Source organism: Desnuesiella massiliensis (assembly GCF_001403615.1).
Taxonomy (GTDB): domain Bacteria; phylum Bacillota; class Clostridia; order Clostridiales; family Clostridiaceae; genus Desnuesiella; species Desnuesiella massiliensis.
Map to the genome: position 1 here is coordinate 388,136 of NZ_LN879457.1, position 23,059 is coordinate 411,194.

Annotated in this window: 24 protein-coding genes; 16 read left to right on the forward strand and 8 right to left on the reverse strand. The window is 32.8% G+C overall.

Going from position 1 to position 23,059, the window contains the following annotated elements; genetic code table 11:
* Nucleotides 1-94: 94 nt before the first annotated feature.
* Nucleotides 95-901, reverse strand: coding sequence for a DnaD domain-containing protein (locus tag BN2665_RS19810; protein ID WP_055668846.1), 807 nt, complete (start codon nt 899-901; stop codon nt 95-97).
* A 322-nt stretch (nt 902-1,223) separates the two neighbouring features.
* Between BN2665_RS19810 and BN2665_RS19815 the strand changes: the two genes are divergently transcribed.
* Nucleotides 1,224-1,622: a DUF3888 domain-containing protein gene (locus BN2665_RS19815; protein WP_055668847.1), complete on the forward strand. Its 399-nt coding sequence runs from the start codon at nt 1,224-1,226 to the stop codon at nt 1,620-1,622.
* 279 nt (nt 1,623-1,901) lie between these two features.
* Nucleotides 1,902-2,153, forward strand: coding sequence for a hypothetical protein (locus BN2665_RS19820; protein ID WP_055668848.1), 252 nt, complete (start codon nt 1,902-1,904; stop codon nt 2,151-2,153).
* 176 nt (nt 2,154-2,329) lie between these two features.
* Here the strand turns inward: BN2665_RS19820 and BN2665_RS19825 are convergent, their stop codons facing one another.
* Together BN2665_RS19825 and BN2665_RS19830 are read right to left on the reverse strand one after the other, a co-directional pair.
* The gene (locus BN2665_RS19825; protein WP_055668849.1) at nt 2,330-2,704 is read right to left on the reverse strand and encodes a VOC family protein; all 375 of its coding nucleotides are present in this window, start codon (nt 2,702-2,704) and stop codon (nt 2,330-2,332) included.
* A 583-nt stretch (nt 2,705-3,287) separates the two neighbouring features.
* A complete protein-coding gene (locus BN2665_RS19830) occupies nt 3,288-3,776 on the reverse strand; it encodes a spore coat protein (protein ID WP_055668850.1) in 489 nt (162 codons plus the stop codon).
* 144 nt (nt 3,777-3,920) lie between these two features.
* On the opposite strand from BN2665_RS19830, the gene BN2665_RS19835 reads away from it, so the two are divergent.
* Together BN2665_RS19835 and BN2665_RS19840 are read left to right on the forward strand one after the other, a co-directional pair.
* Nucleotides 3,921-4,391 (forward strand): MarR family transcriptional regulator, encoded by a 471-nt coding sequence (locus BN2665_RS19835; protein ID WP_055668851.1) that lies wholly within the window; start codon nt 3,921-3,923, stop codon nt 4,389-4,391.
* A gap of 1 nt (nt 4,392) precedes the next feature.
* Nucleotides 4,393-4,938 (forward strand): cyclase family protein, encoded by a 546-nt coding sequence (locus tag BN2665_RS19840; RefSeq protein WP_055668852.1) that lies wholly within the window; start codon nt 4,393-4,395, stop codon nt 4,936-4,938.
* A 158-nt stretch (nt 4,939-5,096) separates the two neighbouring features.
* Here the strand turns inward: BN2665_RS19840 and BN2665_RS19845 are convergent, their stop codons facing one another.
* The 3 genes from BN2665_RS19845 to BN2665_RS19855 are packed head-to-tail and all read right to left on the reverse strand — an operon-like array spanning nt 5,097 to nt 6,770.
* Entirely contained in the window at nt 5,097-5,657 is a 561-nt protein-coding gene (locus tag BN2665_RS19845; RefSeq protein WP_055668853.1) for a bifunctional transcriptional activator/DNA repair enzyme AdaA, read from the reverse strand.
* Between the two features lie 38 nt (nt 5,658-5,695).
* Nucleotides 5,696-6,313, reverse strand: a complete 618-nt coding sequence (locus BN2665_RS19850; RefSeq protein WP_055668854.1) for a DNA-3-methyladenine glycosylase family protein — start codon at nt 6,311-6,313, stop codon at nt 5,696-5,698.
* Nucleotides 6,306-6,770, reverse strand: a complete 465-nt coding sequence (locus tag BN2665_RS19855; RefSeq protein WP_055668855.1) for a methylated-DNA--[protein]-cysteine S-methyltransferase — start codon at nt 6,768-6,770, stop codon at nt 6,306-6,308. The genes BN2665_RS19850 and BN2665_RS19855 overlap by 8 nt, the downstream gene beginning before the upstream one ends.
* 227 nt (nt 6,771-6,997) lie before the next feature.
* Here BN2665_RS19855 and BN2665_RS19860 point away from each other — a divergent pair, with 227 nt between their 5' ends.
* The 3 genes from BN2665_RS19860 to BN2665_RS19870 all read left to right on the forward strand — a co-directional run bounded on the left by BN2665_RS19860 (nt 6,998) and on the right by BN2665_RS19870 (nt 8,837).
* Nucleotides 6,998-7,522 carry a PadR family transcriptional regulator gene (locus BN2665_RS19860; RefSeq protein WP_055668856.1) on the forward strand — a complete coding sequence of 175 codons (525 nt, stop codon included), beginning with the start codon at nt 6,998-7,000 and terminating at the stop codon, nt 7,520-7,522.
* 68 nt (nt 7,523-7,590) lie between these two features.
* Nucleotides 7,591-8,166: a flavodoxin family protein gene (locus BN2665_RS19865; RefSeq protein ID WP_055668857.1), complete on the forward strand. Its 576-nt coding sequence runs from the start codon at nt 7,591-7,593 to the stop codon at nt 8,164-8,166.
* On the forward strand, nt 8,160-8,837 hold the full coding sequence (locus BN2665_RS19870) for a flavodoxin family protein (RefSeq protein WP_055668858.1): 678 nt from the start codon (nt 8,160-8,162) through the stop codon (nt 8,835-8,837). The genes BN2665_RS19865 and BN2665_RS19870 overlap by 7 nt, the downstream gene beginning before the upstream one ends.
* Nucleotides 8,838-9,047: 210 nt before the next feature.
* Here the strand turns inward: BN2665_RS19870 and BN2665_RS19875 are convergent, their stop codons facing one another.
* On the reverse strand, nt 9,048-10,325 hold the full coding sequence (locus tag BN2665_RS19875; RefSeq protein ID WP_055668859.1) for a radical SAM/SPASM domain-containing protein: 1,278 nt from the start codon (nt 10,323-10,325) through the stop codon (nt 9,048-9,050).
* A gap of 354 nt (nt 10,326-10,679) precedes the next feature.
* Nucleotides 10,680-11,435, reverse strand: a complete 756-nt coding sequence (locus BN2665_RS19880) for a DeoR/GlpR family DNA-binding transcription regulator (RefSeq protein WP_055668860.1) — start codon at nt 11,433-11,435, stop codon at nt 10,680-10,682.
* Between the two features lie 162 nt (nt 11,436-11,597).
* On the opposite strand from BN2665_RS19880, the gene BN2665_RS19885 reads away from it, so the two are divergent.
* The 9 genes from BN2665_RS19885 to BN2665_RS19925 all read left to right on the forward strand — a co-directional run bounded on the left by BN2665_RS19885 (nt 11,598) and on the right by BN2665_RS19925 (nt 23,051).
* Nucleotides 11,598-12,278, forward strand: coding sequence for a class II aldolase/adducin family protein (locus BN2665_RS19885; protein WP_055668861.1), 681 nt, complete (start codon nt 11,598-11,600; stop codon nt 12,276-12,278).
* Between the two features lie 59 nt (nt 12,279-12,337).
* Nucleotides 12,338-13,807, forward strand: coding sequence for a rhamnulokinase (locus tag BN2665_RS19890; RefSeq protein WP_055668862.1), 1,470 nt, complete (start codon nt 12,338-12,340; stop codon nt 13,805-13,807).
* A 23-nt stretch (nt 13,808-13,830) separates the two neighbouring features.
* Complete coding sequence (locus BN2665_RS19895; protein ID WP_055668863.1) at nt 13,831-15,594, forward strand: L-fucose isomerase; 1,764 nt, start codon at nt 13,831-13,833, stop codon at nt 15,592-15,594.
* Between the two features lie 51 nt (nt 15,595-15,645).
* Entirely contained in the window at nt 15,646-16,962 is a 1,317-nt protein-coding gene (locus BN2665_RS19900) for an ABC transporter substrate-binding protein (RefSeq protein WP_242865995.1), read from the forward strand.
* Between the two features lie 60 nt (nt 16,963-17,022).
* The gene (locus tag BN2665_RS19905) at nt 17,023-17,910 is read left to right on the forward strand and encodes a carbohydrate ABC transporter permease (protein ID WP_055668865.1); all 888 of its coding nucleotides are present in this window, start codon (nt 17,023-17,025) and stop codon (nt 17,908-17,910) included.
* Between the two features lie 11 nt (nt 17,911-17,921).
* A complete protein-coding gene (locus BN2665_RS19910) occupies nt 17,922-18,770 on the forward strand; it encodes a carbohydrate ABC transporter permease (protein ID WP_055668866.1) in 849 nt (282 codons plus the stop codon).
* A 69-nt stretch (nt 18,771-18,839) separates the two neighbouring features.
* A complete protein-coding gene (locus tag BN2665_RS19915; protein WP_055668867.1) occupies nt 18,840-20,837 on the forward strand; it encodes a beta-galactosidase trimerization domain-containing protein in 1,998 nt (665 codons plus the stop codon).
* A gap of 36 nt (nt 20,838-20,873) precedes the next feature.
* Complete coding sequence (locus BN2665_RS19920) at nt 20,874-22,301, forward strand: leucyl aminopeptidase (RefSeq protein WP_055668868.1); 1,428 nt, start codon at nt 20,874-20,876, stop codon at nt 22,299-22,301.
* 6 nt (nt 22,302-22,307) lie between these two features.
* Nucleotides 22,308-23,051 carry a copper homeostasis protein CutC gene (locus BN2665_RS19925; protein WP_055668869.1) on the forward strand — a complete coding sequence of 248 codons (744 nt, stop codon included), beginning with the start codon at nt 22,308-22,310 and terminating at the stop codon, nt 23,049-23,051.
* The last annotated feature ends 8 nt before the right edge of the window (nt 23,052-23,059 follow it).

Sequence of the window (23,059 nt, forward strand, 5' to 3'; positions counted from 1 at the left end):
ATTGCTTTAAATAGTTTTATTAGCCGGTGGCAGAATGCTGCAACCATTAGAAGAAACTGTGATTATAGTTTGTTCATCTATGCGCTAGGTCATACTAATTATTAAGTAGCCTTTCTATATATACAAAATTCCTTGCATTATGCTTTACTGCTTCCTCTATGGCTAAAATAATAACCCCAGGCTCTACATCCTCAGCCCAATCCAATATTTTTTCATACTCCATGGGTGTCATAGGGTGATTATTATTGTTAAAAGCATCAATAGCCTCACTGAGTTTCCCTTTTACTTTTAAATCAGCCTTGGCAGCCTCCGTATATTCTTCTACTTCTTCTTCTATTTCTTTTTCTTCTTTTTCTTCTTCTTCTTCCCCAGGCCATAGTTTCGTTTCACCGCTATGGCCTATAGGTCTTAACTTTGACTTATCGCTAGGGCCTATAGGCCCTAAACTTTCTTCAAAATTAAAGTCTTCAGCTCCTAATTCATCTAAGGCTATGCCCTTAAAAATCTGCTCCACTGGCAAAGCATTCTTAAGGCATATATTATATAGAGCTTTTATAAAAGGCTTATGCTTTATCTGCTGAAGCTCCTTATTCATACAGCTTATCACAGCCTTATTATTTACAAAGTTGTATTTTACCCAATTCAAAACCATAAGTTCCTTAGTTTCTTTACAATAACTTATCTTCCCATACTCCACAAATTTCTTAAGCAATTTTTCAATAGTATCACTATTATAGCCTGTCTCAACTTCAGCAAATTTAATAATAAAGGTATATATACCGCATTGAGTAGTATTTGAATTAGTCATAATATACATATAGAAAAACTTCTCCTCAGGTGTAAGCTCCGTAACAAAGCTATCCTTCCAAAAACAAGTTTGAATTTGTCTATACTTTGCCATAAACTCTTTCCCCATTTCCATAGTTTTTGTTATGACTAATAAATATGCAGATGGAGGAGAAATTTACAGGTTACTGTAAAATAATTTTTATTTTTTTAAATACTGCGTGATAAAAGGAGTTGCTGCACTGATTTCTTAGTAGACCAACCCTCACTCTATAGCAAACAAACTGTATTCACAGTTTGTTAATCACCTCAGGTGCTGTTGTAAAAAATGAAATTTTTTACCTTATTATTATATAAACTAGATTGTGTAATAAAAACAAGATATTAAGTAAAAATATAGATAGATAAAAAATAGATATGTGTAAGGAGGATTTTCAATGAGAAAAGTAGCTTTACTATTTTTTATATTGTCATTAATTACATTTAATTCAATACCAGTTAATGCAGATATAAGCTTCAATAATACTAGAATATCTCCATATAAGATTCAACAGCAAGAGGATATATATAAAGACATCTTTCTTACGTCAATATTTCCAACGGTTTATGAAGCTATTAATTCATATTATGGTAAGCCTGTAAGCTATGATTCTACAGGAACAGATATATTAGATATAAAACAATCTTTTGGAAAACAAGTTCACGTATATGATGTATATTTAAAGATTCAACCTTTTGTTGGCGCCCATAATACTATTGGAGAAGATCTAATAACAATAAGAGTGGGAGACTCTAAAGATTCTTTTAAGGTTATACAATATAAGCATATAAAATAGATATTAGAGATATTACACATTTTTCAAGCTTTTAAGTTACATAATAGACGTGTATCCATCTATTAAGTTTTTTCCTGAAGTATGAATGTTTTCTATAATTCGTAGATCAATCATAAAATTCACTATTTAAGAAATACATGTTATCACTTTTGTTAAAAATTATGGTAAAATACAAATAAATGCTAGCATTATATAGCATTTTATTTTACGGTATTTTTATTCTAACCTTAGTATTTTGTAAAAGGTTTGATTAAAACTGAATATTAGGATAAGATAAATTTGTTTAATCGCATACATCATGTAATGTTAAGAGATAAAGGTTTCTTAAATCAAAGATTTATAGATAAAATATTAAATACTGGGATTATTAAAGAAGGAGAGAAAGAGTGCTTTTGGACTGATGCTTTCTTTACCTCTCCTATAGAAATAGAAGAGTTTATTCAAAAGCTTGATACTAAAATTATTGATCATGTTGGAACAGATGGATTGAATTCATTTTTGAGAAATTATATAGACGAATTTAATAATTAAGCTCCGTTTTAAGCCAATGCTGATAAATGGCTATAAGTAAAGTGGATAAGTAGAAGGTTATCCACTTTACTGTTTAATGCATATAATTTTAGATTGTTCGTATAAAATTATAGATTTTTAATTAGATAAATTGGAATTTGACTCCTTTGTGCTATGTTCATAATCTGTAGAATCAGTTATATAAAAAGACACCATCTAACGCCAAACTTATCAATAAAATCTGCGCACAATGGACTAAAATCACAAGGACCTAACGGAAATAGAATTTCACTACCCTCTTTAAGTATCTCATAAGCCTGATTAATCATATCCTCATTTCCTTCGCCATAATGAAAGCAAAACTGCATTGAGTTGCCTGTAATCCTTTTATCCATGTCATCATTTGCCTCAGCTATTGCTAAGATATGACCACAAATATCAAGTTCTGCATGATAAAATGTGTCATCGGAGCTTTTTACGTTAAAGCCCAAGGTGGCATTAAAAGCTTTTAAATACAGTTCTACAGCCTCCCCACTCCCTTTTGTATAAATTTGCATCATTGCCCTTTTCATAATATACCTCCTTAGCCATATACAAATAATCTTCTATTCAAATTCCTGTTTATATATTAGTTAATAAAAAACTAATGCAACATAAAACACAAGTATTTGTATAGATTATAGATTCTATTATACTAATTTATGGATAATTAATCCAGTAAATATAAATGAATCATTATATTTATATAAAACCTCTCTTATGAGAAGGACGAGGCATATTATTAGGGTTAGCTCTATAATAATAAGTAAAGAAAACTTCTTCAACAGGAAATTCATTATCAGTATATGAAGATAAGTTATTTACCGAAGGCATGGGATTTCTTTCTGATATATGGGCATGGGATTTAGATATAGTTGATAAAACAATAGCATTGGCTAAAAAAATTAAAAGTAAGTAAATATTTAAACAGATACTGGATTATCTGACTAGGAATTTAAAAAAGGATTATGAAATTTCAGTTCTATAACATAATCCTTTTCTTTTCTATGCTTAAAATAGTTTTCTATGTCTTTAATGAAGGTCACATTTAATAAACTTATAGTGACTATTTTTATTTTAACTTTAGATACAAATCTTTATGTATAATCATTAAAATTATTGAGCATTATACATTCCTTTACTTTCCATATACTGAAATATGGCTTCTCCGTGTTTTTGTTCTTCCTTTTGTATATGATTTAATACATCTCTAACTCTAGTATCTCTAAATTCAAAAATTGTAGTATCGTAAGCTCCTGAAACATATTTTTCTGTCATTAATAAATCTGTACACATATTAGCATCAGATAAGCTAACTCCGCTTGATTGTGCATTATTCATATTAGATGTAGAACCTTGATTTGCAGCAGCTTGACCTGAGCTTTGATTTTGCTGCTGATTCATTTGAGGAATTTTACCACTCAACAATTGATTAATGCTATCCAAATGTGTTCTTTCTACTTGACCATTAGCATTAAATATTTGTTTTAGTTGGCTGTCCTTCGCTTGATTTGCATAATTTGTATACTTTTCTATACAAATCTGTTCATGTTTCTTTTGATCCTCTAATAACATTCTTTCTTTTTGTGATAAAGTTATTTCCATAATTACACCTCCAAGCTTATTTTGTGTAAATCATATTATTTTATACTGTAATTGCAATATATAACTATTAAAAATTATCTTCGATAAAATGTTGACAAGGAAACAAAAAAATGATATTATTGTTTCGTTGGAAACAATAATGAGGTGGTTAAAATGGATAATATTAATATTATTATGAAGAGCTTGAAGGAGGTATATGAAAAAGAGGAAACTCTAGGAAAACTAGCATTTAAGGGTGAATATGAAGAGTATGGAGTTTCAGAAATACATTGTTTAGATTTCATAGGAAAGATAAAAGATCCTAATGTTACTAAGATATCTCAAAGTATGAATATGACGAGAGGTGCTATAAGCAAGATTAGCAAAAAACTTTTGAATAGTAAACTTATCCATAAGTATAAAAAGCCTGAAAATGATAAGGAAATATATTTTAAGTTAACGGAATTAGGTGAAATGTTATATAAACATCATGAAGTAAAACATAAGCAGTGGGAGGAAAGAAATAATAAGTTTTTTAAGACTATTGATAAAAAAGATCAAGAAGTTGTAGCTAGTTTTTTAAAAAAATTTAACAGCTACTTGGATGAAATAATAGAGTCAGAAGGAGAGGTATAGCATGAATTTACATTTAAAGGAGTTTAATATTCCTAAGGAAATATTAAAATGGGGAGATTCGCAACCAGCGCATCAAAGACAGCATATAGGAACTCATATAGATTGCTATAATCTATCGAAAATAGAGTTACCATCAGAAATAAAGGTTAAGGTAATAGATGTGAGAAATTTAGATATTATAGACGTTACCGCATTAGATAATATTAAAATAGAAGAAAATTCTTTTGTAATATTTAGAACAGGATATTTAGAGAAATATGGATATGGAAGTGAAGAGTATTTTAACTCTAAAAAAAGCCCTTATTTAACAAATGAAATTATAAATAAATTACTAGACTTAAATACTAAGCTCATAGGAATAGATTTAAGTGGAATACAGCATGGCGAAAATCATGTGGCAATAGATAAATATGTGGAAAGCAGAAAATCCTATGTGGTAGAAAATATATGTAACTTAGATAATGTTTCTTCAGATTTTAAGGCAAAGCTAAAATGGCTCCAAGTAAAAGATGCCACAGCAATAAAGGTTGAGATTGAAACTATATAAATGCAGTGTTAAGTTTAGATAAAAAATCAAACTTAGCTAAATGAAGAGTTTATAAGAATAGCCAAAGTAATTGAAGAAAAAATTAAGGCTTTAGCAAAAAGAATTCAATTAGCTTAGCTTCAGGAAGAGATGTATGAAAAAGCAGTTTTAAAAGAGAATTAAAAATGCTTTTTCGTACTTTCTCTATATTCCTTTGGAGTCATTCCAGTTTGCTTCTTAAAAGAGTCATAAAAGTTTGAAAGACTTTGGAAGCCACAAAGCAAAGCGATGTTCATAATAGTTTTATCCGTAGTAGCCAGTAGCTTTAATGCTTTTTCTATTCTAAGCTGATTTAGATATTTTACCGGAGTTATTTTATATTTCTTATGAAATAGTTGTATTAGATGATTTTGACTAACTCCTAATTTACTTAGCTCCAGCTTTAAATTTTCATAATTATCGTAGTATGTATCAAAAATGTCCTTTGCTTTTTTTATGAAATCCTCTATGGGGTTAAAATCTAATAAATCTGGTCTGCATCTTTTACAAGGACGTAGCCCATAAGCATAGGCATCCTCTATATTGTCAAAGAACTCAATATTACTTCTTTTTGGCTCTTTGGATTTACAGGAGGGCTTGCAAAAAATTCCTGTGGTTTTAACACCATAGAAAAACACACCATCATAATCGTTGTTGCACTGTACTACGGCATTCCACTTTTCTTCTTCTGTTAATGGCATATTTATCCCTCCTTGTTGCAGGTAAAATCCCTAATTTATTATTCTAAAGCTATTTTCCATAGATAGATTGAAGCTACAGAACCGTAAGGGGAGTACCTATCTCTGTATTCATAAAACTGCTCCTTGGTAAGTTCAGAAAGTCCATATAATTTCATTATTCCCCGTCTGATTGCCATATCGCCCCAGCTTAGGACATCAGGGCGTTCCATTGAGTTGAGCAGCAGCATTTCAGCTGTCCATACACCAATTCCATGTAAACTAGATAGCTTATTTATAACTTCTTTATCTGATAAATTATAAAGCTCCTTTAAATTTAAATTACCTTGTGATATTGTGTCAGCAATACTTTTGATATATCCAGCTTTTCTATTGGTCATTCCACATAGTTGTATCTCCTCTATAGAAATCCTTGAAACATTTTCTGGTGTAACTTCGCCAAATCTCTCTTGAAATCTATTCCAAATAGTATCAACGGCCTTTACCGATATTTGTTGACCTATAATTGCATGAATCAACGCTGGAAATAGGTTTGGAATAACCATACGCTCTATCTTGCCAAGTCTGTCTATAGCATCTCCTAATACTTTATCCACTTGCTTTAAATAAGTGATTTCTTTTAAACCATATTCAAAAGTCTTAGTTTTAACCTTATGCATTTTGTCTTTCCGTTTCTAAAAGCTTTTTCTTTATATCCAAACCACCAGCATAGCCTACTAGGCTGCCATTAGCTCCAATGACGCGGTGACAAGGAATAAATAGAGGAATTGGATTTCTATTATTCGCCATGCCTACTGCGCGGCAAGCCTTTATATTGCCAACATTTTCTGCTACGTCCTTGTAGCTATAAGTTGCACCATAAGGGATATCCTGCAGTGCTGCCCACACCTTTCGCTGAAATTCCGTACCTTGTGGTGCCAGTGGCAGATCAAAATGTTTTCTCTTGCCAGTGAAATACTCTTGAAGCTGTTGGTTCGCTTTTTTTAATAGGGATGTTTCAATAATATTTATATCCTTAGTCAGTATTTCCCCAAAATAGATATGAGTAATGGCTGTTCCATTTTCAACAATTCCTATTTTGCCAATATGAGTTTCATAGTAGAATGCATTATCCATAGTACTACCCCCTACGCAGTTATTTTTATTATTTAATTATATTTTACTATATTCCTTTGTTTCTGTCTTTCGGAATATCACTTTGTAATTCTAATTAAGATTCCTTAATATTACATATACCATAGAAAATAAAAATTTTAAAATTATATTGCTTTTTAGTTTGTATATCTATACAATATATATCAAAACGATATATGTTTACTAAAAAATTGAAGGGAATAAATATAATGGTTAAATATGTGATCTTGGGTTTTTTAATGTATGGAGAATTAACTGGATATGATATAAAGCAAATAATGCGTCAAAGTACATCAAATTTTATGAATGCAAGCTTTGGAAGTATTTATCCTGCATTAGATAAATTAGAAAAGGAGGGATTAATAAATTCCACAAAAGCTATTGAAAATGGAAAATATAAAAAAATCTATGCTATTAATAGTTCAGGAGAAGAAGCCTTTATTAAATGGCTAGAGGAACCAGTAGATTTCATGCGATCCTATGAGGATATTCTTTCAAAGATATTCTTCTATGAGAGACTGCCTAAGGAGAAAGCTCCAAAGCTTATTGAACAATTGCTTAAGGATATAAATTGCAAAATAGAGGATCTTGAAAGACTTGAATTAGAAATTAAGGATAAAGCAGGCTATTTTGAAATATCAACTCTTTATTTTGGAATAGATCACTTAAAATTTATGGCTAATTGGTATGGAAAGTTTCTAGAGGATTTAAAGCATCAAAAGGAAAATAGCTAGGCTATCAAGGGATTATTTCCCTATATTTTATAAGATATTTAAGTAAAAGGTATAAGGTGGTGTTGTAAATGAAAGCATTGATACTTAATGGTGCACTGAAAGATGATAATAGGATGGACTCAATAAATAAATTTACAGAAGAGGTACTTACTAAGGAAGGTTATGAGGTGGTGGAGTCTATTTTACTCCATGAAAAGAAAATAGGCCCATGCCTAGGCTGCTTTGGCTGCTGGATAAAGACTCCAGGAATTTGTGTAATAGATGATTATGGAAGGGTTCTTGCGGAGACTATTATTAATAGAGACCTTGTGGTATACCTTACCCCCGTTACTTATGGTGGGTATTCGTCGGAGCTTAAGAAGGCTTTAGATAGAGTAATTCCCTTGCTCCTTCCATTTTTTAAAAAAGTAAATGGAGAGATACACCACAAAGAACGATATGAAAGCTATCCTAAAGTAGTTGTATTAGGCGTGATGCAAGGGGAAGATAAGGATATGGAAGAAATATTTAATAGCCTCATCAAGAGAAATTCTCTAAATTTTTATAATTCTTTTAGCGGCGGAGTCATATACAGTAATTTAGAAAAAGATATAAAAAGCCAATTAGAAGGGAAATTAAAGACTATGGAGGTGGGGATATGTTAAAAGAAAAAAAGGCTTTATTATTAATAGGAAGTCCTAAAATTAAGAATAGCACCTCAGAGTCATTAGGAAATTATTTGCTTGAAGGCTTAGATAAGAAAGGATATGTCTGTGAAAAGCTTCATATACTTACTTCACTTAAAAATAGTACTGAAGAACTACTAAATAAGGTAAATGACACAGATATACTTATACTTTCTTTTCCTTTATATGTGGATAGCCTACCATCACCAGTGATTAGAACCTTAGAGCTTATAGCTGACCATAGAAGAGGGAGGAGAGTTGATAAAAATCAAAGCTTCATTTCTATTGTAAACTGTGGTTTTCCTGAAGCCTTTCATAATGATACTGTTCTTAAAATATGCAAGACCTTTGCAGAAAAAAATAGTTTTCAATGGCTTGGAGGTCTGGCTATGGGCTGCGGCGGTGCAATAAATGGAAAAGCTATTGAAAAATTAGGAGGCATGACTAGAAATATAGTTAAAGCCTTAGATACAACCGTAGAAGCTATAGCTAATGATAGAAATATTCCCTCAGAAGCTGTGACTATGATGTCAAGTAATTTGATGCCAAGCTGGTTATATGCCTTCATGGGTAACCTAGGGTGGAAATCTCAAGCTAAACAATATAATACAGCGAAAAAGCTGTATGAGAAGCCATACCTTAAAGATTAATAAAGATGTAAACAGGATTTTTACTACCTGAAGATTTTTAACGTTATATAGCATTAAAAGAGAATGATCTTAATATAATAAAAAATATATTTATTATATCAAAGCAAAGGTTGTCCATTTTTATTCTAAGTAATAGGAGATTTGTTTAGTCGAAAATATTAGAATTAGATGGACAATTTTGCTTTTATGGATAGTTTTATCTCATTAGGATTATTCATTAGAAGCTTTCCACATCTCATAATATCTCTTTAGATATTTATCAAGGGTTTTTGTCTGTGAATTGCAAATAGGTCTATTGTTATTTTTTTCTCGTGCCTTTGGACATCCGCCGTGGCACATAGGTATATAGGAGCAATCTTCGCATTCCTTAGGCCAGATGCCTGTTAAATACCGATTATTTTGCTCACAATCATCATGCACTTTTTCAACAGTTCCAATAGAGCACTCTTCCATTCCGACCTGCTCCCAACACTTATAAACTAGTCCTTCAGGTCCAATTACATAGGAATCTTTACATTGAGCTCCGCAAGCAAAGCTTAGAGGAGTTGGATAATATTTATCTAATTTACTATTTATAACATAATCATCGTAAATATCCCTATAAAAACTAAGATATTCTTCTAAAGATAATGAGGACTTACATTCGTTAACTTGTGCTAGACTAAAGGAAACCTTATCATTATTTTTGTAGTCTAAAGTATTATATAAGTAATTTATTAATTCTTTGATTTCCTCTTGATTGTTACGATCAATATTGATTCTAATAACTATGAATAAATACTTACAGGCAATATTTACATTAGATAGGATTGTTTGAAAGCTATTATATTTATCCAAAGAAAGCCTTCTTTTATTATGAGTATTTTCAAGACCATCAATGGTTACTTGAATCTCTCGAACCTTCATTTCTTCTAGAAACTTAGCGGTATCTTCAGTAAGAAGCAGACCATTTGTTATTGTGGATGCGCGATATTCTAAATCTTTATCTATACAATATTTTATAAGAGGTTTACTTATATATTCAATAATATCTTTATTTAGTAAAGGCTCACCTCCGGTCCAGATAATTAAGAGCTTTTTAAACTGTCCTTCAGATAGACGATTAGTTATGAAACTAATAATTTTATCTGCATCCTTGGTAGTCATATACGTCTTATTTTTTTGTTCAAAGCAATAATAACAGTTCATATTACAATCTAATGTAGTGGCTATTGTAATAGATAAGGATTCATTACGCAACCGTGCTTCTTTAGTCTGCTGCTTGATATAATCAATCTCATTTAAATCTTTATCAACTAAAAATCCAAGCTCTGTTAAATTAGAAACAATGTCTTCTTCGTATGTATTGATTTCATTTATATCCTTTAAAAAGCCTTGATTTTCTTCATCAAGCACAACGAAAGAACATTCTTTTGTATTAAATAAAATAACTTCATCGCTGTTATCTACGGGTATGGATATATTAAATTGTGATGTTTTATAGTTCATAATATAGCTCCCTTCCTAATAAAGTTGAAGCAATTAAAATATTATTTTAATTGCTTCAACTTTATAAATTATTACAGGTTTAATAGTCTCTTGGACATGCTGCGTGTTCTGGTAGTGGATAATAACATTTTAAGTTAACTGCTTTATGATTTCTTTTAATTATTTTCAATCCTCTCATCTCCTCTTTTTACTTATTATGGTTAATATGTTATTTTTTTAACCATGAAACTAGTGTATCATAACATTTACATAATTTCAATAAAATTACATTAAATTAACAAAAAGTATATTTATACCATATAAGTAATTTTGGGGAAAGTTATACAGTCTTAAAAGACCTTTTTAGAAACCCTGCTAATAAATAACTTCGCATCCTGACATGAGTATACTGTTAAGCAGCTTAGCAGGTGGCTCTTTGTCTGTAATTATTGCTTCTATGTTTGCAAAGGAGTCCAGCTTATAGAAATGAGAGTTGCTAAACTTACTGCTGTCGCATAATAATATGGTGCTTTTTGAATTTCTGATCATATGCTGCTTTACTAGGGCCTGCATCTGATTAGCCTCATAGGCTCCATTTTCATCTATGCCTCTGCAGGAGATTATAGAAAGATCCGCTTTAAAATTATCTATAAAGCCGCCGGTTAGTTCACCAACTATAGAGGTAGACCCTGATTTTAATTGACCTCCTGCTATAAAGGTGTTAACAGAATCTAGCTGAACTAAATCTAGAGCTGTCTTAACTCCATTAGTAACTATGGTAAGATTATCGTAATCCTTAAGCAGAGGGCAAAGGCTGCTTACAGTGCTGCTGGAATCTAAAAAAATAGCGTATCCACTGGAAATAAAATCTAGGGCAAGCTTACAGATATAGTTTTTTTCTTTTTGATTTTCCATTTCTCTAAACATATGAGGGTACTCCATATTATAGCTTGGAATTAATGCTACCCCTCCATGGCATCTTTTAACAAGACCTGCCTTTTCAAGCTCCATCAGGTCTCTTCTTATGGTGGCTATGCTGCAATATAACTCTTTACATAAGTATTTTGTTGATACTTGCTTTTTAGTCTTAAGTATTTTTAGTATTTCTTCACTTCGTTCTTTTGAAAACATGTTTAGCCTCCTTAAAAAAAATGAACAATTATGAACAAATTATAGCATGTTAAACGTTATAACATCAACAATGTGTTCAAATATATACAGCGAGATATTATGAGCTATAATAAAAATAAAGTAAAGCATAGGTTATAATTAATTAATTTAAGGAGAAATCAAATGAAGGATAGAGAGATAAGAGAACAAATATGTGACATATGTCATAAGATGTGGCAGCAAGGATGGGTAGCTGCTAATGATGGCAATGTAACAGTTAAGCTTGATGAAAACACATTTTTAGCTACGCCTACAGGTATAAGTAAGAGTTTTATGACTCCTGATAAAATAGTAAAAATAAATGCTAAAGGTGAGATGATAGAAGAAAACGAAGGCTATAGACCTTCCAGCGAAATAAAAATGCACTTAAAATGCTATGAAGAAAGAGAAGATGTGGGGGCTGTAGTGCATGCTCACCCACCTACTGCTACAGGTTTTGCAGTAGCTCATAAGCACCTGGATGTTTACTCACTTATTGAGTGCGTTATAGCCATAGGTTCAGTGCCTATAGCACCTTATGGAACGCCTTCCACAGACGAAGTTCCTAAATCTATTGAGCCATATTTACAAGAGCACGATGTTATACTTCTAGAAAATCATGGTGCTTTAGCTGTAGGAGCAGATTTAGTAACCGCATACTATAGAATGGAAACCTTAGAGCTTTGGGCGAAGACAAGCTTTGTAGCACAGCTGATAGGTGGAGAAAAGGAAATATCTAGAGAGAATATAGACAGGCTAATAGGTATGAGGAGCTCTTACAAGGTTACGGGAAGACATCCAGGATATAAAAGATATAATAAATAGGTAGAACATCAGGACTTACAGCAAAAAAGCTGTAATGCATTATTGAAGGGAGGGTGTGTATGCTAAAAAAGGTGCTTGCCTTTGATTTAGGAGCTTCCAGCGGCAGAGCTATATTAGGCTTCTTTGATGGAGAGAAAATTAATCTTGAAGAAATACATAGGTTTGAAAATACTCCTACTACAGAAGATAATAGAATGTACTGGAATTTATCAGAGCTATTCAGCGAGATTAAGAAGGCTATGGTAATAGCAGAAAAGAAGGGTGGATATGATAGCATAGGTATTGATACCTGGGGAGTAGATTACGGTATTATAGACAAAAATGGGAAGCTTCTGGACAATCCAATACATTATAGGGATACTAGAACCTCCGGTATCATAGATGAGGTAGGAAAAATCATAACTAAGGACAAGCTGTATACCCTAACAGGTAATCAGCTTATGGAAATAAATACTTTGTTTCAGCTTTTCTCTGAATATTTGGTTAAGGGTAAAGATTTTTATAAAAATAAAACTCTCTTAATGATGCCAGACTTATTTAATTATCTTTTAACAGGAGTAAAAAAAGCTGAAAAGACTATAGCTTCGACCACTCAAATTTTTGATCCTTACAATAAAAGGTGGAACGAATATATAATTAATAAGCTAGGGTTAAATAAAGATTTATTTCCAGATATAATTTCTCCAGGAACAGAGATTGGACTTATTAGGGAAGAGTTAGCAAGAGAATTGGATATTGAAAGAAAGACTGTTATTGCGGTATGTGAGCATGATACTGCTAGTGCTGTAGCAGCAGTACCTTCAAAGGAGGACTTTGTATTTATATCCTGCGGCACTTGGTCACTTGTTGGTACTGAGCTAAAAGAGCCCTTAATAAATGAAAAATCAATGAAATATAATCTTACCAATGAAACAGGGATGAATAATACTACTAGATTTTTGAAAAATATAAAAGGACTTTGGTTGGTTCAAGAAACAAAAAGACAATTTAAAAAAGAAGGAGAAAACTATAGCTATGATGATTTTGAAAGACTTGCAAGAGAAGCAAAAGCTTTTTCTTGTGTTATAGATGTGGATGCTGAAGAATTTGGACATCCAGGAGATATTCCTTCTAGAATTAAAAGCTATGCTGAAAATACTGGACAACAAATTCCAAAAACTCATGGAGAAATAATAAGATGTATTTATGAAAGCTTAGCCTTTAAATATAGGGATACCTTTGAACAGATAAGTGAATGCACGCAAAAGAAATATAATGTACTGCATTTAGTAGGAGGGGGTTCTCAGTCTAAACTGCTTTGTCAAATGACTGCCGATGCTTTAGGCATTGAGGTTATTGCAGGGCCAGTAGAGGCTACAGCTATAGGTAATATAATGGTTCAACTTATAGCACAAGGAGAGATAAAAAGCTTTGAGCAGGGAAGAGCTATAGTAGAAAAGTCCTTTGGTACTAAAAGATATGTTCCAAGTGAAAATATTTTATGGAATAAAAATTATGCTATTTACAGAACAATCGTTGAAGATAAATAAATTGAAAAATAGGAGGGAAAAAAATGAGCTATCCTAAAATTGGAATAAGACCTACCATTGATGGAAGATGGGGGGGCATAAGAGAAGCTTTAGAAGAACAGACCATGAACATGGCTAAGGCGGCAGCAAGATATTTAGAGGAAAACTTGAGATATCCAGATGGTACTAAAGTGCAGTGTATTATTTCTGATACCACTATAGGAGGAGCTTATGAAGCTTCAAAGTGTGCTGAAAAGTTTTCTCAGGAAAATGTATGTGCCACTTTAACTGTAACTCCTTGTTGGTGTTATGGTACTGAAACTATGGATTTAGATCCTCTTACAATTAAGGCTGTATGGGGCTTTAACGGTACTGAAAGACCGGGGGCCGTGTATTTAGCAGCGGTGATGGCAGCTTATGCACAGAAAGGACTTCCCGCTTTCTCTATCTACAGTAAAGATGTTCAGGACATGGATAATAGGGAGCTACCAGAGGATGTTAAGGAAAAGATTTTAAGATTTGGGAAATGTGCTATAGCCATAGGACTTATGAGAAATAAATCCTATGTTAATATGGGATCAGTATCTATGGGAATTATGGGTTCCTTCTGTGATCCAGAGTTTTTTCAAAAATATCTTGGCATAAGAGCAGAATGGGTGGATATGACTGAGATATTAAGAAGAGTGAACAAGGGCATTTATGATGCTGAGGAATATGAAAGAGCACTTAAGTGGACAAAAGAAAATTGCAAAGAAGGCTACGATCTGAATCCTAAGGATAAAAGGGTTTCTCCAGAGCAAAAAGAAGAACAATGGAAGTTTGTAGTTAAGATGACTTTAGCTTGCAGGGATATAATGCTAGGAAATCCAAAGCTCAATGAATTAGGATATCATGAAGAAGCTATGGGAAGAAATGCTATTGCTGGTGGTTTCCAAGGACAAAGAATGTGGACAGACTGGTTGCCTAATGGAGATTTCACTGAAGCTATACTAAATTCATCTTTTTCTTGGGATGGTAAAAAAGAGCCAGTAGTGTTAGCTACAGAAAATGATACTTTAAATGGAGTTGCTATGCTTTTCGGTAAGCTTATAACCGGTACCGCTAGCATTTTTGCCGATGTCAGGACCTATTGGAGTCCAGAGGCGGTTTTAAGAGTAACAGGTAAGAAGCCACAAGGTCTAGCTGAAAACGGTTTTATCCATTTGATTAATTCAGGTTCAGCGGCACTAGATGCTGTAGGACTTTCTAAAGATAACAGCGGCAAAAATTGCATTAAAAGATGGTGGGACATGGAGGATAAGGATATAAAGGCTTGTTTAGAAGCTGTAGATTGGTGCCCTGCTAACCTTGGTTATTTCAGAGGTGGTGGATATTCTTCTCACTTTAGAACACAGAGTGAAATGCCTATTACTTTAATTAGAGTAAACTTGGTTCAAGGTATAGGACCTGTGCTTCAAATTGCAGAAGGTCATACTGTAACACTAGAAGAAGATATGCATAAGATATTAGACGAAAGAACTGACAGAACTTGGCCCACAACTTGGTTCGTACCTAGATTGGGAGTTAAAGGCTTTGAGGACGTATACAGCGTTATGAAGAACTGGGGAGCTAATCATGGAGCCTTTAGCTATGGACATATAGGTAAGGAATTAATAACTCTTGCGAGCATGCTTAGAATACCTGTTTCACTTCATAACATAGAAGATAAGGATATATTCAGACCTCATAGCTTTGCAGCCTTTGGTACTAAGGATTTAGAAGCGGCAGACTATAGAGCTTGTGCGGCTTATGGGCCCTTATATAAATAATATGAAGTGAAGGGTTTTTATTAAAATTAAAAATGATGTGGAGGAATAAAAATGAAAAAAGTATTGGCTTTAGTACTTGCATTGTCAATGACTCTAGGGGTAGCTGGTTGTACAGGAAAAAAAGATTCCAGCGCTGACAAAGGAAACCAGGACAAAGTAAAGATCAGACTTTTAACTAGAATGGCAGGCACATCTAATCAGGTAAAAATATTCAAAGATATTGTAAAGGAGTTTGAAAACAAGCATCCAGATGCTATGGTTGTAGACGAATCTCAAGGTGATGAGTCCTCATTTAATAACAAATTAAAAACGGATTTAGCTTCAGGAACTCTTCCAAATATATTCAGAATTCAAGGGGTTGCTAATTTAGGAGAGTATATTAAAAGTGGATTATTAATGGATATGGATCCAATTTTAAAAGAAGATACTAAGTGGGGCAGCGGCTTTACAGAAGGAGCCTTAAGCTATTACCAAGTGCAAGGAAATAAGGGTACATATGCAATTCCTATGGAGTCTGGATTAATTGGTGTATATTATAATGAAGAAATATTCAAACAAGCAGGTATAGAAAAGTTCCCGGAAACTTGGGGAGAATTTAAAAAAGCTATAGAAAAGCTTAATGCTATAAAAATTAAACCTATTGCTCTTGGAGCCAAAACTACTTATATGGCAGGACATCTTCATGATCAAATCTTCTATAAATGGATGGGAACAGAAGCTGCTAAAAAGTTAGGGTCAAGAGAAATGAAATGGACAGATCCTGAAGTAATTAAAACTCTAGGCTTTGTTAAAGAACTAAATGATATGAATGCTTTTGGTAAAAATGCTGCTGGTATCAGTGATGACATTGTATTGACAGAATTCCTACAAGGAAAAGCGGGTATGATTATTACAGGACCTTGGAATATAGGAAAATTTACTAGTGAAAAGGATACTAAATATACAAAATCTATAAAAGTTGCTAAGTTCCCATATTTCGAAGAAAAACCACAATTTAAGGATAACGATATGCAAATATTAAGTCCATATATGGTTAGCGGAAAGCTTCAAGGCAAAGAGAAAGAATACACTATAGAATTGCTTAAAATGTTAACTTCAGCAGATGCAGCAAAGAGATTTGCTGAAGAGTCTCAATTCTTAATTCCAAGAAAAGATATAAATATAGACAAATCTAAGGTTTCAGAATTATTCTTAAAGAATATAGAATTAGGAGCAACTTCTACAGGAATCGCAGTAGATGTATTTGACTTTGATCCACTTCCATCTATGCAGGATAGAACTAGAAACTCCATAGTAAGTATGTTCGTTGGAAATACACCGGACAAAGCAGCACAGGAAATTCAAACTGAAATAGATAAAGAAAAATAAATTTGTTATAAGTTCCAGAGATTTTGTCTCTGGAACTGCCTTTAAAAAGGAGAGGATAACTTGGTACATTTAAAAACTAAAAAAGATAAATCAAAAATTTTACTTTTTATATTACCAGCTTTAATAATTTATGTAGTATTTCTTATAATTCCACTGTTTGGGGCTATTTATTTTTCAACTGCTGATTGGAATGGAATTATGGGAACCCCAATAAAATTTGTAGGACTTCAAAATTATTTATCTGTTTTTAAAGATCCGGCCTTTATATTATCTTTAAAGAATATGGGAAGAATGGTGTTCTTCAGCGTGATTTTTCACACTCCTATAGCCTTGCTCCTTGCTGTAGCTATAAATACAAAATGTAGAGGCTATAGATTTTTCAAGGTTATGTATTTTATACCTACCATATTCCCTCTTACAGCTATTGGACTTCTATGGTATTTCATTTTTATGCCTAATGGTTCTTTAAACTCTCTATTGGAAGCTGTTGGACTTGCTACTTTAGCAAAGGGATGGCTCATAGATTCTGCTACAGCTATGAACACCATAATATTTGTAAATATATGGGCAGGTATCGGTTATTATATGGTTATATTAATTGCAGGTTTAACCACCATACCAGATGAGATTTATGAAGCCGCTGATATTGACGGGGCTACAGCTACAAAAAAGTTCTTCCATATAACTATTCCTATGCTTAAACCTATCTTAAGCATGTGTATATTAATGGATATCATAGGAACAGTAAAGGTATTTGATCTTATCTTTGTAATGACCGAGGGAGGACCTAATGGACTTACAAACCTTCCTACTACTCTTATGTATTATGAAGCTTTCAGATATGATAATTATGGAAGAGGTAGTGCTATTGGAGTTATAATACTTATAATTGCTTTAGTTCTTACCATAGGCAGCGATTTTATTATGGACAAAAGGAAAGATAGATAGGAGGATGGAGCATGAAAGGGAAAAAGAATAATATTAATAATAGATGGTCAGGAAAAGTTGGATTGTATGTATTTTTAATAGTTATGTCCTTAGCATTTATATGTCCGATGCTATTCACTTTAGTTTCTTCTTTAAAAGAGAATAATGAAATATTTAGCTCTCCCTTTAGCTTGCCAGAGGTTTTTAGATATGAAAACTATATAATAGCTTGGAAAGAAGCTAATATGAGCAAATATTTTTTAAACAGTATCATGATCTCCATGGCTACAGTGATAATCTTAGTTATCGTAGCTTCCATGGCGGCCTACGCATTATCAAGATTTGATTTTAAAATAAATAAGTATCTTTCAATATTCTTTCTTTTAGGTATGATGATACCTATGCATACTATACTTGTACCGGTAGCTTATATAGTTGGTAGATTAGGACTTAAAAACAATTTAGTAGCCTTAGTGCTTATATACGTAGCCTTCTCTCTTTCCTTCAGTATATTTGTACTTACACGTTTTATGAAGGGGATCAATATGTCTCTAGAAGAAGCGGCTATAATAGACGGAGCAGGGTATTTTCAAGTATATACAAGGATAATATTACCTATGTCAGTACCAGCTATTTCTACTGTATCTATATTTAACTTTTTAGGAGCATGGAATAATATTTTATTCCCATTATTATTTATAAATGATGATAGGTTAAAGCCTATATCCCTAGGACTCCTTAATTTTAACGGTGAAAGAGGCTCGGAATATGGCCCTTTAATGGCAGCTATAGTAATTACAGTATTTGTGCCTCTTGTAATATATCTTTTATTCCAAGAAAAGGTTGAAGGCGGCTTAGCTGCAGGTGCAGTAAAGGAATAGTTAGGATAAGTAAAGAATTTATATACAATAGGAAAATTAAATTAATACATTAGTATGGAGGATTTAGCTATGAAGGAATTAAGATACAGACAAGTACATTTAGATTTTCATACCAGTGAATATATTCCTGAGGTGGCTCAGGAATTTGACCCAGATAAATTTGTAAATACTCTTAAAAAAGCAAATATAAACTCTATTACTTGCTTTGCTAGATGCCATCATGGATGGCTGTATTATCCATCAAAAAATGCACCAGAGCTTATACATCCTAATTTGGTAAATAGGAATCTCTTGTTAGAACAAATTGAAGCTTGTCATAAAAACAACATAAAGGTGCCCATATATACTACAGTTCAGTGGGATGGTCATATTGCTAAAACTCACCCACAGTGGTTAGCGGTGGACGAAAAGGGTGAGTTTATTAATAGCCAGAATGTTCCGAAGCCTCATTTCTACTATACTATTTGCTTAAATAGTGGCTATAGAGAGTATTTTAAAGAACACCTTCAGGATATTATTGATACGGTGGGAATAGAAAATATAGATGGCTTTTTCATGGACATTCTGTTTAAAGTAGATTGTAATTGTAAATACTGTGTGGATAAAATGAGTAAGTTAGGCTTTGACCCACAGGTTAAGCATGAAAGAATTGAATACTCCACAGTGATGCTGGATGAATTTAAAAAGGAAATAACACAGTTTATAAAAGATAGGGTACCTAATGCCGGTATTTTTTATAATAGTTCACATATAGGACCTAATAATAAAAAAAGCTTAGAGGATTATACCCATTTAGAGTTAGAGTCTCTTCCTAGTGGTGGATGGGGGTACGATCATTTCCCTGCAACAGTTAGATATGCTAGAAATTTAGGAAAGGATATACTAGGTATGACAGGAAAGTTCCATACCTATTGGGGAGATTTCCATTCTCTTAAAAATAAGGCTGCATTAGAATTTGAGTGCTTTAATATGCTGGCCTTAGGAGCTGGCTGTTCTATAGGAGATCAACTTCACCCTAGTGGAAAACTATCTGAGGCAGCTTATGAATTAATAGGATCTGTTTATGAGAAGGTAAAAGAAAAAGAAGCTTATTGTATAGATGCAAAGCCAATTCCAGAAATTGCGGTATTCACACCAGAAGAATTTTACTCTTTTAGGGATCATGATTTAGGAATACCTCCTGCCTTAATAGGAGCGGTAAGAATGCTTCAAGAGCTATCTTATCAATTTGATGTTATTGATAGCAGCTTTGACTTTAATAAATACAAGCTATTAATATTACCTGATGATATAAACTTTAGCCATGAGTTAGAAAATAAAATCATTAAATATGTAGAAAATGGTGGAAAAGTAATCGGCACTTATAAATCTCTCTTAAATCAAGGAAGTAAAATAAGCAGTTTATATGGTATCTCCTGTGAAAAAGAATCCGATTATTATAGAGATTTTATTTTACCTAATGAGATCATAGGAAAGGATTTATACAAAGAAGAATATGTTATGTACCTTAGAGGAATGGATATAAAAGCTCAAGAAGCTGAAGTTTTAATGCATTCAGTAGAACCTTACTTTAACAGAGAAGGAGAAAAGTTCTGTTCTCATCAACATACTCCTTCCTCAGGAAAGCTAGGATATCCAGCCGTTACTAGAAAAAATAATGTTATATATTTCTCTCATCCTATATTTAGAATCTATCGTAAAAATTCTGCTATATGGTGTAAGTTAATAATGAAGGACGCTATAGAGCTTCTGCTTAAAGATAAACTTATTTCTCATAGTGGTCCATCCACTATTATTACAGCTTTAAATACTCAGGTTAATGAGAATAGGGATATATTACATGTATTGCATTATATAACTGAAAAGCGCTCAGAGGATATTTATATAATAGAGGACTCTATTCCACTTTACGATATAGAGTTTAAGATATATGTAGGTGATAAAAATATTAAGACTGTTAAAAGTGTACCTAGGGGTGAAAGCATAGAGTTTCATAAGGTAGATAAATATGTTGTATTTAATATAAGCAAGATAGAAGGTCATAGTACTATTTCTATAGAATATTAGTATTATCATATAGGAAAATTAACGAGGAGAGATTTTATGATATATGCAGACAATAACCAAAATTGTGATTTTAAAATCCTTTATGTCTATGCAGGAACTAAAGATGAGGAAAACATTCCTAGGAGTATACTAGAGATATTTAATAGAGGTTATAAGACATGCATTCCTTGTATAAAAGAAAATGGAGAGGCTGTACTATATGTAGGGTTAGGAGAGATTTCTAGCTTTAACCTTACAAGAATTAAAGAGGTAGTAGCCTATAGTCTAAAACAGCTTAGAAAATATAATATTAAGAATGTAGCTATGGATATTTCCACATTCTTAAAGGAATATGGAATAGAGAGCATAAGCGAAGTAGTGCTAGGTATAAGATTAGGTTTATATAGCTTTAAAGGATACGGAACATTAAAGAAAGAAGAAAATCATCATATATTTCTTCAAGGCTATCCAAAGGAACAGGAAGATATCGTAAATAAAGAAATAAGCCTCGCTGTTAATGTTGCTGAGGGTGTAATTTTAGCCAGAGATTTAGTTAATACTCCTGCAAATAAACTTACTCCTATAATCATGGCAGATAGTATAAGGAAGCTAGGAGAGAAGGCAGGTTTTGAGGTAGAGATTTTTGATGAAAATTATATAACAGAAAATAAGATGGAAGCCTTTTATACCGTTGGAAAGAGCAGCGGAAATCCTCCTAGACTCATAATAGTCAGGTATTTTGGAGGACATAAAGAAGATGATATTACAGCCTTAGTAGGAAAAGGAGTTACCTGTGATACTGGAGGTTATTGCTTGAAGCCTGCTAATTCCATGGCCGGTATTAAAGGGGACATGGGAGGAGCTGCGGCGGTTATAGGAGCTATCTATTCTTTGGCAAAAAACAAAATAAAGGCAAATGTGGTAGGGATTATACCTGCATGTGAAAATAGAATATCCAGAGAAAGCTTTATTCCTGGAGATGTAATTAATTCTATGTCAGGAAAGACTATTGAAGTTTTAAACACTGATGCTGAAGGAAGATTAATATTAGCTGACGCGGTAACCTATGCCATTCAAAAGGAGAGGGCTAAAAAAATTATAGATATAGCTACCTTAACTGGGGCAGTGGTAAACGCCTTGGGCTTTAGCATTGCAGGAACCTTAACTAATAATAGAGAATTCTACAGTGAATTTACCAAGGGGTATGAGAGAGCTGGAGAACAATATTGGCAGTTTCCAATTTGTGATGAGCATAGGGATATGATAAAAAGTGATATAGCAGATGTAAAGAACATGGGAAAAAACTATTGTGGAACTATAACTGCTGGTTTATTCATAGAAAAATTTGTAGAAGATACTCCTTGGATACATCTAGATATTGCAGGAACTGCCTGGGTAGATACTCCTATCTATGAATATCAAACAACAGGAGCCACAGGCGCTGGGGTTACTTCTATGTATTACTTATTTAAAGAAAGGGAGTAATGTTCTATGGCATATATACTAGAAGCTTGTGTGGACTCTGTAGAGTCGGCTATGGAGGCTATAAAAGGCGGGGCCAATCGTTTGGAGCTTTGTAGTAATCTCATCATTGGAGGTACTACACCTAATATAAATTTATTTAAACTAATAAAAGAAAAAAGTACTATAAAAATAAATGTTTTAATCAGACCTAGATATGGTGACTTTTGTTACACAGAAAATGAGTTCGAAATAATGAAAAAGGACATACAGATGTTCAAGGAAGCAGGAGCTGATGGGGTGGTTATAGGCATCTTAAAACCTGATGGAACCTTGGACTTAGAAAGATTGAAAGTTCTCATAGCTGAGGCCAAAGGCATGCATATAACTCTTCATCGTGCCTTTGATTTGTGTAGTGACCCTTTTGCTGCTTTAGAAGAAGCAAAGTTAATAGGAGTTAATTCTATATTAACCTCGGGTCAGAAAAATAAATGTACTGAAGGAATAGAGCTTTTAAAAGCTTTGGTAGAAAAAGCAGAAGGCAGCATAGAAATTCTCATAGGAAGCGGAATAAATTCAAATAATGTGCAGGAAATAGTAAGCTATACTGGATCTCATGCTGTACATGCCTCTGGTAAAATTGAGGTGGAAAGCCTTATGGAGTATAGAAAGAAAGATATAAGTATGGGTTTTCCTATACTTAGTGAATATGTGATTTTAAGAACTGATAAAGAAGAGATTACAAAGATTAGAACTGTTCTAGAGCAGCTATAAGCTAAGGC

Excerpts from the sequence above, each read along its gene's own strand:
- BN2665_RS19895 (WP_055668863.1), top strand. The coding sequence starts at position 13,831 with ATGAGCTATCCTAAAATTGGAATAAGACCTACCATTGATGGAAGATGG.
- BN2665_RS19925 (WP_055668869.1), top strand. The coding sequence starts at position 22,308 with ATGGCATATATACTAGAAGCTTGTGTGGACTCTGTAGAGTCGGCTATG.
- BN2665_RS19920 (WP_055668868.1), top strand. The coding sequence starts at position 20,874 with ATGATATATGCAGACAATAACCAAAATTGTGATTTTAAAATCCTTTAT.
- BN2665_RS19810 (WP_055668846.1), bottom strand. The coding sequence starts at position 901 with ATGGCAAAGTATAGACAAATTCAAACTTGTTTTTGGAAGGATAGCTTT.
- BN2665_RS19815 (WP_055668847.1), top strand. The coding sequence starts at position 1,224 with ATGAGAAAAGTAGCTTTACTATTTTTTATATTGTCATTAATTACATTT.
- BN2665_RS19830 (WP_055668850.1), bottom strand. The coding sequence starts at position 3,776 with ATGGAAATAACTTTATCACAAAAAGAAAGAATGTTATTAGAGGATCAA.
- BN2665_RS19885 (WP_055668861.1), top strand. The coding sequence starts at position 11,598 with ATGAAGGATAGAGAGATAAGAGAACAAATATGTGACATATGTCATAAG.
- BN2665_RS19910 (WP_055668866.1), top strand. The coding sequence starts at position 17,922 with ATGAAAGGGAAAAAGAATAATATTAATAATAGATGGTCAGGAAAAGTT.
- BN2665_RS19880 (WP_055668860.1), bottom strand. The coding sequence starts at position 11,435 with ATGTTTTCAAAAGAACGAAGTGAAGAAATACTAAAAATACTTAAGACT.
- BN2665_RS19890 (WP_055668862.1), top strand. The coding sequence starts at position 12,338 with ATGCTAAAAAAGGTGCTTGCCTTTGATTTAGGAGCTTCCAGCGGCAGA.
- BN2665_RS19855 (WP_055668855.1), bottom strand. The coding sequence starts at position 6,770 with ATGGATAATGCATTCTACTATGAAACTCATATTGGCAAAATAGGAATT.
- BN2665_RS19900 (WP_242865995.1), top strand. The coding sequence starts at position 15,646 with ATGAAAAAAGTATTGGCTTTAGTACTTGCATTGTCAATGACTCTAGGG.
- BN2665_RS19850 (WP_055668854.1), bottom strand. The coding sequence starts at position 6,313 with ATGCATAAGGTTAAAACTAAGACTTTTGAATATGGTTTAAAAGAAATC.
- BN2665_RS19825 (WP_055668849.1), bottom strand. The coding sequence starts at position 2,704 with ATGAAAAGGGCAATGATGCAAATTTATACAAAAGGGAGTGGGGAGGCT.
- BN2665_RS19915 (WP_055668867.1), top strand. The coding sequence starts at position 18,840 with ATGAAGGAATTAAGATACAGACAAGTACATTTAGATTTTCATACCAGT.
- BN2665_RS19865 (WP_055668857.1), top strand. The coding sequence starts at position 7,591 with ATGAAAGCATTGATACTTAATGGTGCACTGAAAGATGATAATAGGATG.
- BN2665_RS19875 (WP_055668859.1), bottom strand. The coding sequence starts at position 10,325 with ATGAACTATAAAACATCACAATTTAATATATCCATACCCGTAGATAAC.
- BN2665_RS19870 (WP_055668858.1), top strand. The coding sequence starts at position 8,160 with ATGTTAAAAGAAAAAAAGGCTTTATTATTAATAGGAAGTCCTAAAATT.
- BN2665_RS19840 (WP_055668852.1), top strand. The coding sequence starts at position 4,393 with ATGAATTTACATTTAAAGGAGTTTAATATTCCTAAGGAAATATTAAAA.
- BN2665_RS19860 (WP_055668856.1), top strand. The coding sequence starts at position 6,998 with ATGGTTAAATATGTGATCTTGGGTTTTTTAATGTATGGAGAATTAACT.
- BN2665_RS19845 (WP_055668853.1), bottom strand. The coding sequence starts at position 5,657 with ATGCCATTAACAGAAGAAGAAAAGTGGAATGCCGTAGTACAGTGCAAC.